Consider the following 16264-nt stretch of genomic DNA (forward strand, 5'->3'; position numbering starts at 1 on the left):
ACCGCCACCGCCACCGCCACCGCCACCGCCGCCACCGCCACCGCCACCGCCACCGCCACCGCCACCGCCACCGCCGACCGTCGCCCCGCCCGCGCTGTCGCCCCCCGTTGCCCCGCCACCGCCCGCGCTGTAGCCCTCGCCACTTTCATTTGTCCGCTGTCACCCTTCGCCGCTGGCGCCCGCGTTGTCGCCCCTCGCCACCTTCTCTCGTCCTGCTGTCGCCCCTCGCCGCTGCCGCCCGCGTTGTCGCCCTTCGCCGCAGGCCGCTGTCGCCCCTCGCCGCAAGCTGCTTTCGCCGCGCTGCCGGCCGCTGTCGCCCAAGCAGCTGCCCGCCCGTCAGCGATCTGGCGATCTTGTGCGGTTTGGCCGTCCAATCGACCACAAACTCACGAGTTCCGGGGGGCCGCCGCCGAGGCGTGTCGATTTCGGGCGGCCCGCGGGCACCTTGATGACGCACTGCGGGCCACTGTCGCCTGAACCGGGGCCGCAGCTGCCCGCCCATCAGCAATCTTGGAAGCTTGCGCCGCCATCCCCACCCAAACCGCACAAGGTCGCCGAGTTGGCGGCTACCGACAGGCGATCTTGTGCGGTTCAGCCGTCCAATCGACCACAAACTCACGAGTTCCGAGCGCCGCCCCCGTGGCGTGTCGATTTCGGGCGGTCCGCGGGCACCTTGATGACGCGCTGCCACCACAACAGTGGGAAGTCACGGCTTTGTGGAGCCCTGTAGGGGTCATAGCACCCACAGGTCTCCAAGATCAGGCTGCAGCCGACAACATCTTTGCCGGGCGCCCACCCTCCGTGACAGTTCGATGAGACAAGCGGCGCCCAGCGGTGACAGGCGTAGAGAGTCCGCGAGCTTGAACCGCCATCCCCGCACAAGGTCGCGGAGCTGGCGGACGAGAGGCGATCTTGTGAGCTTCAGCCACCCGAGCCACCCGAAACTCACAAGATCGCGGCGGGCCCGCGGCGCCGGCCGGCCTGTGCCGGCCGCACAGGCGGCACGGGCGGCACGGCAGCACGGGCAGCACGGCAGCACGGCAGCACAGGCAGCACGGCAGCACGGCAGCACAGGCAGCACAGGCAGCACAGGCGGCACAGGCAGCACAGGCAGCACGGCCAGCACAGGCGGCACGGGCGGCACCTGCTTGGTTGGGCATGGCGAAAGGCCCCGGAACCAAGCGATTCCGGGGCCTTCGTTCGTTCTGCTGGGTGGGGTCAGGCGCGGGCCAGGGTCCCCAGGTAGAGCTCGATCACCTTCGGGTCGTGGATCAGGTCACGGCCGGACGCGGTGTACGCGTTCCGCCCCTGGTCCAGCACGTACCCACGGTCACAGATCTGCAGGCAGCGACGGGCGTTCTGCTCGACCATGATGACCGTGACGCCGGTGTCGTTGATCTGCTTGGTGCGGAAGAAGACCTCGTCCTGCATCGCCGGCGAGAGGCCCGCCGACGGCTCGTCGAGCAGCAGCACGCTGGGCTCCATCATCAGGGCCCGGCCCATCGCGACCATCTGCCGCTCGCCGCCGGAGAGGGAGCCCGCCCGCTGCTTGCGCCGGGTGCCCAGGGCGGGGAACAGGCCGGCCACGAACTCGAAGCGCTCCTTGAAGCGCTTCGGCCGCAGGAACGTACCCATCTCCAGGTTTTCCTCGATGGTGAGGGTTCCGAAGACGTTGTTGGTCTGCGGCACGAAGCCGATGCCCTTGGCGACGAGCTTGTTCGCCTTGACGTTGGTGATCTGCTCGCCGCGCAGGGTGACCTGCCCGGACCGGATCGTCACCAGGCCGAAGAGGGACTTGAGCAGGGTCGACTTGCCGGCGCCGTTGGGGCCGATGATGCCGACCAGTTCGCCCTCTTTGGCGTACAGGTCACAGCCGTTGAGGATGTTGACCCCGGGAAGGTAACCAGCGGTCACGTCGTCGACGCGGACCAGGGCGCCCTCGGCCGCGGCCAGGTGCTCGTCGCGGCCCTCGATCTCGTTGCTGGAGGTTGCGTCACTCATCGGTCTTGCCTCCCTCCGACTTGGCGCCTTCAGCAGAAGACGGTGCGGCGTCCACCGAAGACGACGACGGCGCGTCGGCGCCCGGCACCTCGGCAGCGACCTCGGCGGCGTCGTGCTCGGTGCCGTCGTGGTGCGAGCCCAGGTAGGCATCGATGACCCGCGGGTCCGCCATCACGGTGTCCGGCGTGCCCTCGGCGATGACCTTGCCCTGGCCCATGACGATGACCCAGTCGCTGATGTCGCGGACCATGTCCATGTCGTGCTCGACGAAGAGCACGGTCATGCCGTCCTCGCGCAGGCTCTTCACGTGGCCGAGCAGGGACTGCGTCAGCGCCGGGTTAACACCGGCCATCGGCTCGTCCAGCATGACCATGTCGGGCTGCACCATCAGGGCCCGCGCCATTTCGAGCAGCTTGCGCTGGCCGCCGGAGAGGCTGCCCGCGAAGTCCTCGCGCTTGGCGTCGAGCTTGAACCGCGCCAGCAGCTCGTCGGCGCGCTCGGTGATCTCCTGTTCCTGCTTCTTCCAGATGCCGGGGATCAGCGCCTTCCAGAAGGACTCGCCTTTCTGGCCGGTGCCGCCCAGGCGCATGTTGTCGATCACCGTCAGCCGGGACAGCGCCTTGGTGAGCTGGAAGGTGCGGACCATGCCCTGCTTGGCGACCTTGTGCGCGGCCACGCCGGCGAGCGGCTTGCCGTTGAACTTCCAGTCGCCCTCGTCGGGGCGATCGAAACCGGTCAGCAGGTTGAAGAACGTCGTCTTGCCGGCTCCGTTGGGGCCGATCAGTGCGGTGATCGCGCCACGCTGGATCTCGATGTGGTCGACGGAGACCGCGGTGAGTCCGCCGAAGCGGCGTACCACGGAGTCGGCGACCAGGATCGGGTCCTGCTTGGGCGCTCCGGGCTCGTGCGGAACGTCCTTGAGCGCGGCGCGTGCCTTTGCCACGCCGGGCGGAACGGTGACGTCATCGGCCATCGAGCATGACCTCCTTCTTGTCGCCGAAGATGCCCTGCGGACGGAAAATCAGCAAGAGTACGAGTCCGAGGCCCACCAGGATGTAACCGACCGCACCCGCCTGGTTCGCGTCCATGAGCCACGTCGGGATGTAACCCTGCGAGATCAGCGTCGGCAGCAGCGCGTTGACGAACGTGAGCAGGAACCAGAAGATCATCGAGCCGACGACCGGGCCGAAGACCCGAGCGGCGCCACCGAGGATCACGATCGTGTACATGTAGAACGTGAACTCGGTGCCGTAGGTGTCCGGCTGCACGGCCGCGTTCTTCAGCGCGATGATGAAACCACCGAGCGAGCCGAGGACACCACCGAGGATGAGCGACTGCATCTTGTAGGACACGACGTTCTTGCCGAGGCTGCGCACGGCGTCCTCGTCCTCGCGGATGGCCTTGATGACACGGCCCCACGGGCTGCGCATCGCCAGGAACACGATGGTCAGCGCGATCGCGACGAGCGCCCAGCCGACGGTCATGACCCAGAGCTCACGCTCGTCGAAGCTGATGCTCCAGAATTCCAGCGAGCCGCTGTACGGGTTCATCGCGTAGAAGTCGTCGGAGAACTGCTGCAGACCGTCCGAGCCACCGGTCCACTCGCTCAGCGAGACCGAGCGGAAGAGCAGGCGGACGATTTCCGCGGCGGCGATCGTCACGATCGCCAGATAGTCGGCGCGCAGGCGCAGCGTCGGGATACCGAGCAGCAGTGCCAGCACGACCGCGCCGAGCAGGCCGACCGCGATGCCGATCCAGAACGGAAGGCCGAAGGTCGACACCATCATCGCGAGACCGTAGGCCGCGACGCCGAGGAACGCCGACTGACCGAAGTTCAGCAGGCCGGTGTAGCCGAAGTGCACGTTCAGGCCGATCGCGGCCAGTGCGTACGCGATCATCGTGCCGTTGATCAGCGACTCCAGAGAGACGCCGAAAATGATGTCCCAGTTCATCAGGCCCCCCTCAGCCGATCCGCTCGCGGCGGCCCAGGATGCCCTGGGGACGCACGAGGATGATCACAATCAGCACCGCGAGGGCGCCGACGTTCTTCAGCTCAGTCGGGATCCACAGCGTCGACAGCTGTGTGGCGAGACCGATGACAAGGCTGCCCAGCAGGGCACCGAAGGCGGTTCCGAGACCGCCGAGCGTCACGGCCGCGAACACCAGCAGCAGGATCTGGAAGCCCATCTGGTAGTTCACGCCCTGGAAGATCGCGAGCATCACGCCGCTGAGCGCGGCGAGCGCGCCACCGATCGTCCAGACCAGCCGGATCACCGAGTCGACGCTGATGCCGGAGGCAGCGGCGAGCGACGGGTTGGTGGAGACCGCGCGGGTCGCCTTGCCGAGGCGGGTCTTCACCAGCGCCAGCGAGACCACGATCAGAACGATGATCGCGATACCGTCCATGACCAGGTTCTTCGGCGCCACCGAGATGAGGCCCAGGTCCATGCCGGGCTGCGCGACGTACTGCGCGAACTGCCGGGTGTCGCCGCGGAAGACGTAGAGGAACAGGTACCGCAGGATCAGCGCGAGACCGATCGAGATGATCATCATGCCGATCAGGCCGGTACGGCGGTTACGCAGCCACCCCCAGAAGAATCTGTCCTGGAAGTAACCGAACAGACCACCGAGTGCCACGGCGAGGACCGCCGCGATCTCGAGCGGCACGCTGGCCGTCACGTTGATGAAGAAACACGCCACCGCGCCGAAGGTGATCAGCTCACCGTGGGCGAAGTTCGTGAGGCCCATGGTGCCGAAGATCAGCGAGAGGCCCAGGGCCGCCAGCGCGATGATGAGACCGAAATGGATTCCCGTATAGACGAGGTCGGCCACCCGCTCCAGCTGAGAGGTGCCACCCTCTGCAGGCTGATCGGCGCCGGGACTGCCGGCTGCCGCGCCGAGCGGGAACAGCACGTTACGCGCGGCGCCCTCGAAAACGCTCAATGTCAGGCTCGTGCGGCCAGTGGTGACAGCAACGCCCTGAGGAAGGGTCGCGGCGTCGAGGTCGACCTTGTAGGTACCCGCGGCAGGGACGGAGACCGACCACTTGCCTTGAGCGTCCGAAGTCGCCTCGCCGACCGGAGTGCCGCTCTCTTCCGCCACCTTGATAACCACGCCGGCCACTGGCTGGCCCGCATTGATCAACGTGCCCTGTAACGACTCGCCCTCAGCCAAGGCGCTTGTGGCACCCAGACCCAGGGAAGTGAACAGGAATCCGAGAACGGCCGTGAAGATGATCACGGCTCTACGCAACGATGCTCCTTGTGTTTAGCAGCAGAAATCCCCGCCATACGTCACGCGAAGGACTGGCGGGGATCATAGCTTGCTCAGGAGCGTCGAACCCGGTCGTAACAAAGCCGTTACTGAGCCTCAACCTTTGGTCAAGAGCCAATATCGGAACGGTGGCTCGACAAGCCGCTAACCAGCGGGTTCGGCCTCGCCCTCGGACTCTTTGATGATCCGGTCCGCGACCTCGCGCATCGTCATCCGGTGATCCATCGCGGTCCGCTGGATCCACTTGAACGCCTGCGGTTCGGTCATCGAGTACTTCGTCATCAGCTCGCCCTTGGCGCGCTCGACGGACTTGCGCGTCTCGAGACGGTCAGTAAGGCCGGCCACCTCCGCCTCGAGGACGGAGATCTCCGAGTACCGCGAGAGGGCGATCTCGATCGCCGGCACGAGGTCGGATTTCTGGAACGGCTTCACCAGGTACGCCATGGCGCCGGCCTCGCGAGCCCGCTCGACGAGCTCCCGCTGACTGAAAGCGGTCAGCATGACCACCGGGGCGATCCGCTTCGCGGCGATCCGCTCGGCGGCTGCCAGGCCATCCATGATCGGCATCTTGATGTCCAGGATCACGAGGTCCGGCTTCAGGTCCTCGGCCAGGCGAACCGCGGTCTCCCCGTCGCCGGCCTCGCCGACGACGTCGTAGCCCTCCTCGACCAGCATCTCGGCGAGGTCGAGCCGGATCAGCGCCTCGTCCTCGGCGATGAGCACCCGCTTGCGCTCGGCACCAGCCTGCGTGTCGGCCACGGAAACCCCTACTCCCAGAACGTCGATGTCGCGACACCCGGGTATGTGGGTGTCGCCGCCCTAAGCCTAGTAGGTAGGCTGTCGGGGACTCATCCTGGCGTGACCATCTCACGTCGTGATCAGTCGTGCCGCCCAACGTCATGCTGAGAACGCTCAGGCATGCCGCGATGAGTGGTGTAGCCCCTGTATTCCAACCGGCAGAGAAGATGGTCTCAAACACCATACAGTGTGGGTTCGAATCCCACCGGGGGCACAAAATCCGCGTTAAATATTCGTCACGCCCGATCAAGGGCGCTTGACCAAAACCCCATCTTGGGTACGCCTTTTCGCACGCTCGTCAATTTCCGTGCGATAGCCGACGCGTTACCGGCATGAAATAGGCGAGACAAAAGACGGGCCTGCGAATCTGGGCGAACGCCGGGCCACGGCACGCACCGGATGCTGTCATGACAGGGACAGTTGCAGCGGGAGGCCTCATGTTGTCGTCCGGTTCTTCGCCCCTCACCGTCGCACGCGGGAGCATGTGGGGATTCCTCATGTTCGCCGGTGCGGCGTGGCTGGCGATCGCCTGGGCGGTGATGCGACTGGAACCCGCGGACATCGCCGCGGTGGCCGGACCGATGCTCCTCTTCGGGGCGGTCTGCGAGCTACTGCGCACCCTCGCCGGCACCCGGACCTGGTGGCTGAACGCGGGCCTCACCGTGATCTTCGCGGCGACCGGCGCGGCGATGCTGGTCCCGGACGAATCGTCCTTCACCACGGCGGCGGCGCTGACCGGGTGGTACCTGATGGTCCGCGGCGCGGTGGACGTCGCCGTCGGGATCATGACGCGCGGCTCGGACCGGGTGTGGAGCCTGATCGTGACGATCGGCGTGCTGGAGACGGGTCTCGGATATTTCTCGGCCGGCCCGTTCGCCCGGAGCGCCGATCTGATCGTCGTGACGCTCGGCGCCCTCGCGGTGCTGCGCGCGGTCGCTGACCTGGTCACTTCGCTGCGGCTACGGGAGATCGCGCACACCACGCGCAAGGACGTCCTGGAGCTGCCACCGGAACGGTCGGCGGGCCTGGTCGGCTATTCGGCCGGCCGCGCCGACTTCGAGGCCACGCCGGTACGCGCCCGGCATCGTGCTCCGGAAGGCGCCTCGACCAAGCTGAAGCGGGCCCAGGATCTGCCGTCGGTCTCCCCCGAGGGCGGTGTCGGCCACATCCCTGGGGACACGTACCACGAGCATGTCGTGCGTACCACCGCGGATCTTGACGCGATGCTGGTGCAGGCCGGTATCACCGGGCCGCGCGCCGGAGCCAAGCAGCCGGAACAGACCGACATGCCGCCGGTACCGGACACTCCGGAGATCGCGGCCGACGCGGAGAGCGCCTCGGCCGGGCGGTCGTCACGCGACGACCAGCCGGGCAACCGATAGAGAAGCCTGTCCCCGGCCCCGCCGGTTGATGGATCAGTCAGCGGTCAGTCGCCAGACCGCGATCCACCACCGGCGGGGTGCCCGGAAACCGGAAAACCGAAGACCAGAAACCGGAAGAACGGAAATCAGGCCCCGATCTTGCGGAGCAGGCCTTCCTGCACGGCGCTGGCGATGTGCCGGCCGTCGCGGGTGAACATCCGCCCGCTGGCCAGGCCCCGGGACCCGCTCGCGGACGGGCTCACGCTGTCGTACAGGAACCACTCGTCGGCACGGAACGGCCGGTGCAGCCAGAGCGCGTGGTCCAGGCTCGCACCGATCACGCCGCCCGGTCCCCACACCTCGCCGTGCGTGGAGAGCACCGCGTCGAGCAGCGACAGGTCCGACGCGTAGGTCAGCGCGCAGGCGTGGATCAGCGGATCGTCCGGCAGCTTGCCGTTGATCCGCATCCAGACCCGCTGCAACGGCTCGGCACCGCGGTCACCGGGCGGGACCCAGCCGGGCACACCGACGTAACGGACGTCGACGGCCTGCGGGGACGACTTGAACATCGCCATCCGCTCCGGGTACCGCTCCACCCAGTCGAGCATGGTGGCGACGTCCTCCGGGGCGGGTACGCCCTCGGGCGCCGGGGTGTGGTGGTCCAGCCCCTTCTCCGGCACCTGGAACGACGCCGACATGAAGAAGATCGTCTTCCCGTGCTGCTGCGCCGTCGACCGGCGCACCGAGAAGGACCGCCCGTCCCGGATGTGCTCGACCGTGAAGGTGATCGGCACGGTCGGGTCGCCCGGCCGCACGAAATATCCGTGCAGCGAGTGGACCAGCCGGTCGGGGTCGACCGTACGCCCGGCGGCGACCAGCGCCTGGCCGGCGACCTGGCCGCCGAACACTCGCTGGGCGCCGGTCTGCGGGCTCTCGCCGACGAAGGTGGCCGCGTCGACCTTCCGCAGATCCAGCAGATCCAGCAGTTGGTCGACGGCGGCCTGTCCCTGCAACGGCAAGGTCACACTGTTGCCGGATCGACGAGCGTTCCGAGCTGGTGCACCCGCAGGGTGTTGGTGGAGCCGGGCGCGTTCGGCGGGGAGCCGGCCACGACGACGACGTAGTCGCCGGGCTTCGCCAGGCCGAGACCCAGCATCTTCGCGTCGACCTGCCGGAACATGTCGTCGGTGTGCTCGACGAAGTCGGTCAGGAAGGTGTCGACACCCCAGCTCAGCGCGAGGGTGTTGCGCACCTCGGAGACCGGGGTGAACGCGTAGAGCGGCAGGTCGCAGTGCAGGCGGGCGAGCCGGCGCACGGTGTCGCCGGTCTGCGAGAACGCCACCAGGGCCTTCGCGCCGATGTTGCGCGCGATCTGCGAAGCGGCGACGGTCAGCGCGCCACCGTGGGTACGCGGGTCGTGCTGCAGACGCGGAACGCCCATGCCACCGGCCTCGGTGGTGGTGACGATCTTCGCCATCGTGCTGACCGTGAGCACCGGGTACTTACCGACCGAGGTCTCACCGGAGAGCATCACGGCGTCGGTGCCGTCGAGCACCGCGTTCGCGACGTCGGACGCCTCGGCGCGGGTCGGACGCGAGTTCTCGATCATCGAGTCGAGCATCTGGGTCGCGACGATGACCGGCTTCGCGTTCTCCCGGCAGAGCTGCACGGCACGCTTCTGCACCAGCGGAACCTGGTCCAGCGGGAGCTCGACGCCGAGGTCACCGCGGGCGACCATGACGCCGTCGAAGGCGAGAACGATGGCCTCGAGGTGCTCGACGGCCTCCGGCTTCTCGACCTTGGCGATGACCGGGACCCGGCGGCCCTCCTCGTCCATGATCTTGTGGACGAGGTTGATGTCCTCCGGCGCGCGGACGAACGAGAGGGCGATCAGGTCGACGCCGAGCTTCAGCGCGAAGCGCAGGTCCTCTTCGTCCTTGTCGCTGAGCGCGGGCACGCTCACCGCGACGTTCGGCAGCGAGACGCCCTTGTTGTTGCTGACCGGGCCGCCCTCGGTGACCAGGACGTGGATGTCCTCACCCTCGACGTCGGTCACCTCGACCGCGACCTTGCCGTCGTCGATCAGCAGACGGTCGCCGACCTTGACCTCGTGCGGCAGCTTCGTATAGGTGCAGGAGACGCGCTCCCGCGTGCCGAGGATGTCCTCGCTGGTGATGACGACCCGGTCGCCGGTCTCCCAGCGGTGCGGTCCGTCCGCGAACTTGCCCAGCCGGATCTTCGGACCCTGGAGGTCGCCGAGGATGGCGACGGCACGGCCGGCCTTCTCCGCGGCGGCACGGACGAGGCCGTACATCTCCTTGTGGTTCTCGAGGGTGTCGTGGCTGAAGTTCATCCGGGCCACGTCCATGCCCGCCTCGACCAAGCCGAGCATCCGCTCAGGAGACTTGGTGGCGGGTCCCATCGTGCAGACGATCTTTACGCGGCGTGTCACGGCCATCAGGCTAGTCCTTCTCCACGGTCGGCTCGGCGGCCGACCCCCGGCAACGTCATGAACTGCGGGTGTCGACGGCGAGGTCAGCCCATGTCACCACGGGCAGGCTGCGTCGTCCGGCGGGCGTCGGCGACCGCGGGTCCAGCCTAACGGGCGGCCTCCGGAGCCCGTCGGCACATGCCCGACCCCCTCCCGGGAGCCACCGGACGGCCGCTGAACTTAACGCTCGGTAACCATATTCGAATTTGCTCCGGCCACGCGCAAAATGGTCGCAAGATATCGACGCCCATCGAAGACAACCAACCAAAAACGGCCCGCCGCTAAAAGCGGCGGGCCGTCCTGAGAAAACCGTTCAGACCGACAGCGGCTGCGAATCCGACCGGACCGGTGCCGGCAGTTCGCCGGCCGCGCCCAGATAGGAGTGGATGGCGCTGGCCGCCGCCCGGCCCTCGGCGATCGCCCAGACGATCAGCGAAGCGCCCTTGTGCATGTCGCCGGCGACGAAGACACCCTCGGCGTCGGTCTGCCAGTTCCGATCCGCGTCCAGCACGTTGCGCCGGGTGCGGTTCAGGCCGAACTGGGAGAGCAGCGGCTGGTCTTCCGTACCCTCGAATCCGATGGCGAGAAGGACCAGGTCGGCGCGCAACTCGCGCTCCGAGCCGGGAGTGATGACCACCGTGCGCACGCCGTCGATCCGCTGGACCTGCACTTCCGCGATCCGGATCGCGGTGAGGTTGCCGTTACCGTCGCCGACGAACTCCTGCACGGCCACGCCGAAGACGCGGTCGCCACCCTCTTCGTGAGCGGCGTAGTTGCGCAGGATCAACGGCCAGGTCGGCCACGGGTCCTTGATGCCGGTACGCGCCTCCGGCGGCAACGGGTACTGGTCGAGCTGGGTGATCGACGCGGCGCCCTGGCGGTGGGCGACGCCGAGGCAGTCAGCACCGGTGTCACCGCCGCCGATGATGATCACGTGCTTGCCCTTGGCGTCGATCGGCGTGGTGTCCTGCAGACCGGCGACGATCCGGTTCGCGGGAACCAGGTGCTCCATCGCCAGGTGCACACCGTTCAGCTCACGGCCCGGCGTCTCCGGGGTGTCCCGGCCGGCCAGCGCGCCCGCCGCGAGCAGCACCGCGTCGTAACGTTCCCGCAGGTCATCGGCGGTGATGTCGACGCCCACGTTGACACCGGCCTGGAAGACGACGCCCTCGGCCTCCATCTGCGCCAGCCGGGTGTCGATCACGTCCTTCTCGATCTTGAAGTCCGGGATCCCGTACCGCATGAGACCGCCGATGCGGTCGTCGCGTTCGTAGACGGTGACCGAGTGACCGGCTCGCGCCAGCTGCTGGGCGGCCGCGAGGCCGGCCGGGCCGGAACCGACCACCGCGACCGACTTGCCAGACGCCACCGGCGACGGCTGCGGGACCAGGCCACGCGCGAAGGCGTGGTTGGCGATCTCCACCTCGACCTGCTTGATGGTCACCGGGTCGTCGGCGATGCCCAGCACGCAGGCCGCCTCACACGGCGCCGGGCAGAGCCGGCCGGTGAACTCCGGGAAGTTGTTCGTCGCGTGCAGCGACTCGATCGCCGACTCCCAGTTCCCGGTACGGACCAGGTCGTTCCAGTCCGGGATCCGGTTGCCCAGCGGGCAGCCGTCGTGGCAGAACGGGATGCCGCAGTCCATGCAGCGGGTGGCCTGGTCGCGGATGAGCTCCTCGCCCGCGGGCGGGTACACCTCTTTCCAGTCCATCAGCCGCAGCGGAACCGGGCGACGTTTCGGGAGCTGCCGCTCGTAGCGGAGGAAACCGTTCGGATCAGGCACTGGTGACCCCCATGACCGCCTCGTCCACATTGCGACCGGCAGCCTCGGCGGTCCTGATCAGTTCCATCACGCGCTTGTAGTCGCGCGGCACCACAGCGGTGAACCGCTCGGCCGACGCCGACCAGTCCTTCAGCAACCGGCCGGCCACTGCCGAGTCGGTCTCCGCGTGGTGCTTCTCGACCAGCGAGCGCAGCACCTCGCGCTCGTCGTCGGTCAGCGGCGCGAGGTCCACCAGCTCGGGGTTGACCAGCGACTGGTCGAGGTCGAGCAGGAACGCCTTGCCGCCGCTCATGCCGGCCGCGAAGTTGCGCCCGGTCGGGCCGAGCACGACCACAACACCGCCGGTCATGTACTCGCAGCCGTGGTCACCGACGCCCTCGACAACCGTCGAGGCGCCGGAGTTGCGCACCGCGAACCGCTCGCCGACCCGGCCGCGGAGGAAGACCTCGCCGCCGGTGGCGCCGTACAGAATGGTGTTGCCGGCGATCGTGTTCTCCTCGGCGACGAACGGCGCGTCCTCGGCCGGGCGCACGATCACCCGTCCGCCGGAGAGGCCCTTCGCGACGTAGTCGTTCGTGTCGCCGATCAGCCGCAGCGTCACACCACGCGGCAGGAACGCGCCGAACGACTGGCCGCCGGTGCCCCGCAGGGTGAAGGCGATCGTGTCGTCGGGCAGGCCGTTGCCGCCGTACCGGCGGCTGACCTCGCCGCCCAGCATGGCGCCGACGCTGCGCTGGTCGTTGCGGGTGGGTACCTCGGCGCGGACCGGCAGGCCGTCGACAAGCGCCGGCTGGGCCAGCGCGATCAGCTCGTTGTCCAGGGCCTTGTCCAGGCCGTGGTCCTGGGCCACCACACCGCGGCGGGACGCGCCCTCGGGCAGCTCCGGCACGTAGAGCACCGGCGCCAGGTCCAGGCCCTTCGCCTTCCAGTGGTCGACCGCCTTGACCACGTCGAGGATCTCGGCCTGGCCGATCGCCTCGTCGATGGTGCGGAAACCGAGCTCGGCCAGGATCTCCCGGACCTCCTCGGCGAGGAACATGAAGAAGTTCTCGACGAACTCCGGCTTGCCGGTGTAACGCTCGCGCAGCACCGGGTTCTGCGTGGCGATGCCGACCGGACAGGTGTCCAGGTGGCAGACCCGCATCATGATGCAGCCGGAGACGATCAGCGGAGCCGTGGCGAAACCGAACTCCTCGGCGCCGAGCAGCGCCGCGATCACCACGTCCCGGCCGGTCTTGAGCTGGCCGTCGACCTGCACGGTGACCCGGTCACGCAGCTTGTTGAGCAGCAGCGTCTGCTGCGCCTCGGCGAGACCGAGCTCCCACGGGGTGCCGGCGTGCTTCAGCGAGTTCAGCGGGGACGCGCCGGTGCCGCCGTCGTGCCCGGAGATCAGGATGACGTCGGCCTTCAGCTTCGCGACACCCGCCGCGACAGTGCCGACACCGATCTCGGAAACCAGCTTCACGTGCACCCGGGACTTCGGGTTCACCATCTTGAGGTCGTGGACCAGCTGGGCCAGGTCCTCGATGGAGTAGATGTCGTGGTGCGGCGGCGGGGAGATCAGGCCGACGCCCGGGGTGGCGTGCCGGGTCTTGGCGACCCACGGCCACACCTTGTTGCCGGGCAGCTGGCCACCCTCGCCGGGCTTCGCGCCCTGCGCCATCTTGATCTGCAGATCGTCCGCGTTGACCAGGTACTCGCTGGTCACGCCGAAGCGGCCGGACGCGATCTGCTTGACGCTGGAACGACGCTCGGGGTCGTACAGACGCTCGACGTCCTCGCCGCCCTCACCGGTGTTCGACTTGCCGCCGATCCGGTTCATCGCGATGGCGAGGGTCTCGTGCGACTCGGCGGAGATCGAGCCGTAGCTCATCGCGCCGGTGGCGAAGCGCTTCACGATCGCTTCAGCCGGCTCGACTTCGCTGATGTCGACGGGGGTCCGGTCCGACTTGAACCGGAAGAGACCGCGGAGGTGGCCGGCCTCGGCCGACAATGCGTCCACCTTTTCCGTATATTTACGGAAAACGTCGTACTGCTTGGACCGTGTCGCGTGCTGGAGCAGGAAGACCGTCTCCGGGTTGAACAGGTGCAGCTCACCCTCGCGGCGCCACTGGTACTCGCCGCCGACTTCCAGGCGCCGGTGCGCCCGCTCGGCCGCGTTCGCCGGGTACGCCTTCTCGTGGCGAGCCTTGACCTCGGCGTGAATGCCGGCCAGACCAACGCCGCCGATCCGCCCGGATGTCCCCGCGAAGTACCGCTGGAGCAGCTTGTTCTCCAGGCCGACAGCCTCGAAGACCTGAGCGCCGCAGTACGACGAGACGGTCGAGATGCCCATCTTCGACATGATCTTCAGGACGCCCTTGCCGAGCGCCTTGACGTAGTTGCGGACCGCCTTGCGCGGTTCGATGCCGACAAGCGCGCCGGTCGCGATCAGGTCGTCCACGCTCTCGAAGGCGAGGTACGGGTTGACCGCCGCCGCGCCGAAGCCGATCAGCGTCGCCGCGTGGTGCACCTCGCGGCAGTCACCGGACTCGACCACCAGCGCGACCTGGGTACGCGTCTGCTCACGAACCAGGTGCTGGTGCACCGCCGCGGTGAGCAGCAACGACGGGATCGGCGCCAGATCAGCGTTGGAGTCGCGGTCGGACAGCACAAGGATGCGTACGCCGTCCTCGATCGCCTCGGAGACGTGCCGGCAGATCTGGGTGAGGCGGGCCTTGATGCCGGCCGCGCCGTCCCGCAGCGGGTACAGGCCGGAGACCCGTACCGCCTTGAAGCCGGGCAGGTCGCCGTCCTCGTCGATGGAGAGCAGTTTCGCCAGCTCGTCGTTATCGATCACCGGGTACGGCAGGACGATCTGACGACAGCTCGCCGGACCCGGGTCGAGCAGGTTGGCCTCGGGGCCGATCGTCATCGAGAGGCTGGTGACCAGCTCCTCGCGGATGGCGTCCAGCGGCGGGTTCGTCACCTGCGCGAACAGCTGGTGGAAGTAGTCGAACAGCAGCCGGGGCCGGGTGGAGAGCGGCGAGATCGGCGTGTCGGTGCCCATCGAGCCCAGCGGCTCGGCGCCGGTCCGCGCCATCGGCGCGACCAGGATCTTCAACTCCTCCTCGGAGTACCCGAAGACCTGCTGGCGGCGCAGCACCGAGTCGTGCGTGTAGATCACGTGCTCACGGGCCGGCAGGTCACTGAGCTCGATGAGACCGGCGTGCAGCCAGTCCGCGTACGGCTCGGCGGCGGCCAGCTCCGCCTTGATCTCGGCGTCGTGCACGATCCGGCCGGCGGCCGTGTCGACCAGGAACATCTTGCCGGGCTGGAGGCGGCCCTTGGCCACCACCTGGTCCGTCGCGAAGTCGATGACGCCGGCCTCGGAGCCGAGCACCACGAGGCCGTCGGCGGTGTGCCACCAGCGGCCGGGGCGCAGACCGTTGCGGTCCAGCACCGCGCCGATGACCGTGCCGTCGGTGAACGCCACGGCGGCCGGGCCGTCCCACGGCTCGATGAGGCTCGCGTGGAACCGGTAGAACGCGCGGCGCGCCGGGTCCATCTCCGAGTCGTTCTCCCACGCCTCGGGAATCATCATCATCACCGAGTGCGGCAGGCTGCGGCCGGCCAGGTGCAGCAGTTCGAGCACCTCGTCGAAGCTCGCCGAGTCGGAAGCCTCCGGCGAGTTGATCGGGAAGAGCCGCTTGATGTTGCCCGGGAGGTTCGGCGAGGACAGCAGCGCCTCACGGGCGGCCATCCAGTTCTTGTTGCCCCGGATCGTGTTGATCTCACCGTTGTGGGCGATCAGCCGGTACGGGTGCGCCAGCGGCCACGACGGGAACGTGTTCGTGGAGAACCGGGAGTGGACCAGCGCGATGGCGCTGTCGACCCGCTCGTCGGTCAGGTCCGGGAAGAACGCCGGCAGCTGCTCGGGCGTGAGCATGCCCTTGTACGTGATGGTCCGCGAGGACAGCGACGGAAGGTACATCGCGACACCACGCTGCGACGTCTCCCGCTCGGCCTGCTTGCGGATGCAGAACGCGACCCGATCCAGCTCGATGCCGGACAGCCGCTCACCGGCGGGGCCGGCGGCCGAGTTGCTGAGCCGGTCGGCGGCCAGGAAGACCTGCCGGATCGCCGGACGCGCGTCCTCCGCGGTGGCGCCCAGGTCGGACGGGTCCACCGGGACGTCACGCCAGCCGAGAACCTCGCCGCCCTCGACGAGGACGTACTTCTCGAAGACCTTTGTCGCCCGGGCGGCGTCGTCGGGGTCGGTCGGCAGGAACACCAGACCGGCGGCGTACGAACCCGCCGGCGGCAGCTCGAAGCCGACGACCGCGCGGTAGTACTCGTCCGGGACCTGGATCATGATGCCGGCACCGTCGCCGGTGTTCTGCTCGGCGCCACGCGCGCCCCGGTGGTCCAGACGGATAAGCGCCGAAAGGCCCTTGGCGACCACATCATTGGAGCGACGTCCGTGAATGTCGGCAACAAAGGCCACACCACAGGCGTCACGCTCGTATGCCGGGTCGTACATCCCCTGGGGGTGCGGATATGCCACCGGGCCTCCTG

The 16264-nt window shown here is 68.2% G+C and carries 10 protein-coding genes and 1 tRNA gene; 2 read left to right on the plus strand and 9 right to left on the minus strand.

The annotated features are described in order from the left end of the window. Positions 1-1218: 1218 nt before the first annotated feature. From B0I29_RS10325 to B0I29_RS10345, 5 genes are all read right to left on the minus strand, one after another. Positions 1219-2001, minus strand: coding sequence for an ABC transporter ATP-binding protein (locus tag B0I29_RS10325; protein ID WP_111648707.1), 783 nt, complete (start codon positions 1999-2001; stop codon positions 1219-1221). Beyond that, a complete protein-coding gene (locus tag B0I29_RS10330; RefSeq protein ID WP_111648708.1) occupies positions 1994-2974 on the minus strand; it encodes an ABC transporter ATP-binding protein in 981 nt (326 codons plus the stop codon). Before B0I29_RS10330 ends, B0I29_RS10325 begins: the two co-directional genes overlap by 8 nt. After that, entirely contained in the window at positions 2964-3953 is a 990-nt protein-coding gene (locus B0I29_RS10335; protein ID WP_111648709.1) for a branched-chain amino acid ABC transporter permease, read from the minus strand. Before B0I29_RS10335 ends, B0I29_RS10330 begins: the two co-directional genes overlap by 11 nt. A 10-nt stretch (positions 3954-3963) precedes the next feature. Beyond that, positions 3964-5253, minus strand: coding sequence for a branched-chain amino acid ABC transporter permease (locus tag B0I29_RS10340; RefSeq protein ID WP_221401730.1), 1290 nt, complete (start codon positions 5251-5253; stop codon positions 3964-3966). Positions 5254-5418: 165 nt separating this feature from the next. After that, positions 5419-6033, minus strand: a complete 615-nt coding sequence (locus B0I29_RS10345; protein ID WP_111648711.1) for an ANTAR domain-containing response regulator — start codon at positions 6031-6033, stop codon at positions 5419-5421. A gap of 179 nt (positions 6034-6212) precedes the next feature. Here B0I29_RS10345 and B0I29_RS10350 point away from each other — a divergent pair. Together B0I29_RS10350 and B0I29_RS10355 are read left to right on the plus strand one after the other, a co-directional pair. Continuing rightward, positions 6213-6286 (plus strand) — tRNA-Leu (locus B0I29_RS10350). 283 nt (positions 6287-6569) lie between these two features. After that, positions 6570-7454, plus strand: coding sequence for an HdeD family acid-resistance protein (locus B0I29_RS10355; RefSeq protein WP_245972424.1), 885 nt, complete (start codon positions 6570-6572; stop codon positions 7452-7454). Between the two features lie 125 nt (positions 7455-7579). Here B0I29_RS10355 and B0I29_RS10360 read toward each other — a convergent pair whose 3' ends face one another. The 4 genes from B0I29_RS10360 to gltB form a co-directional block, all read right to left on the minus strand. Then, the gene (locus B0I29_RS10360) at positions 7580-8458 is read right to left on the minus strand and encodes an acyl-CoA thioesterase (protein ID WP_111648712.1); all 879 of its coding nucleotides are present in this window, start codon (positions 8456-8458) and stop codon (positions 7580-7582) included. Further along, a complete protein-coding gene (pyk, locus tag B0I29_RS10365; protein WP_111648713.1) occupies positions 8455-9891 on the minus strand; it encodes a pyruvate kinase in 1437 nt (478 codons plus the stop codon). The genes B0I29_RS10360 and pyk overlap by 4 nt, the downstream gene beginning before the upstream one ends. A 346-nt stretch (positions 9892-10237) precedes the next feature. Then, on the minus strand, positions 10238-11707 hold the full coding sequence (locus tag B0I29_RS10370; RefSeq protein ID WP_111648714.1) for a glutamate synthase subunit beta: 1470 nt from the start codon (positions 11705-11707) through the stop codon (positions 10238-10240). After that, on the minus strand, positions 11700-16229 hold the full coding sequence (gene gltB, locus B0I29_RS10375) for a glutamate synthase large subunit (protein WP_111648715.1): 4530 nt from the start codon (positions 16227-16229) through the stop codon (positions 11700-11702). Before gltB ends, B0I29_RS10370 begins: the two co-directional genes overlap by 8 nt. Positions 16230-16264 lie beyond the last annotated feature (35 nt).

The sequence above is a fragment of the Actinoplanes lutulentus genome (genome assembly GCF_003259845.1).
GTDB lineage: Bacteria > Actinomycetota > Actinomycetes > Mycobacteriales > Micromonosporaceae > Actinoplanes > Actinoplanes lutulentus.

Coding starts and splice junctions, on each gene's coding strand:
- B0I29_RS10325 (WP_111648707.1), bottom strand. CDS start 2,001: ATGAGTGACGCAACCTCCAGCAACGAGATCGAGGGCCGCGACGAGCAC.
- B0I29_RS10330 (WP_111648708.1), bottom strand. CDS start 2,974: ATGGCCGATGACGTCACCGTTCCGCCCGGCGTGGCAAAGGCACGCGCC.
- B0I29_RS10335 (WP_111648709.1), bottom strand. CDS start 3,953: ATGAACTGGGACATCATTTTCGGCGTCTCTCTGGAGTCGCTGATCAAC.
- B0I29_RS10355 (WP_245972424.1), top strand. CDS start 6,570: ATGTTCGCCGGTGCGGCGTGGCTGGCGATCGCCTGGGCGGTGATGCGA.
- pyk (WP_111648713.1), bottom strand. CDS start 9,891: ATGGCCGTGACACGCCGCGTAAAGATCGTCTGCACGATGGGACCCGCC.
- gltB (WP_111648715.1), bottom strand. CDS start 16,229: ATGTACGACCCGGCATACGAGCGTGACGCCTGTGGTGTGGCCTTTGTT.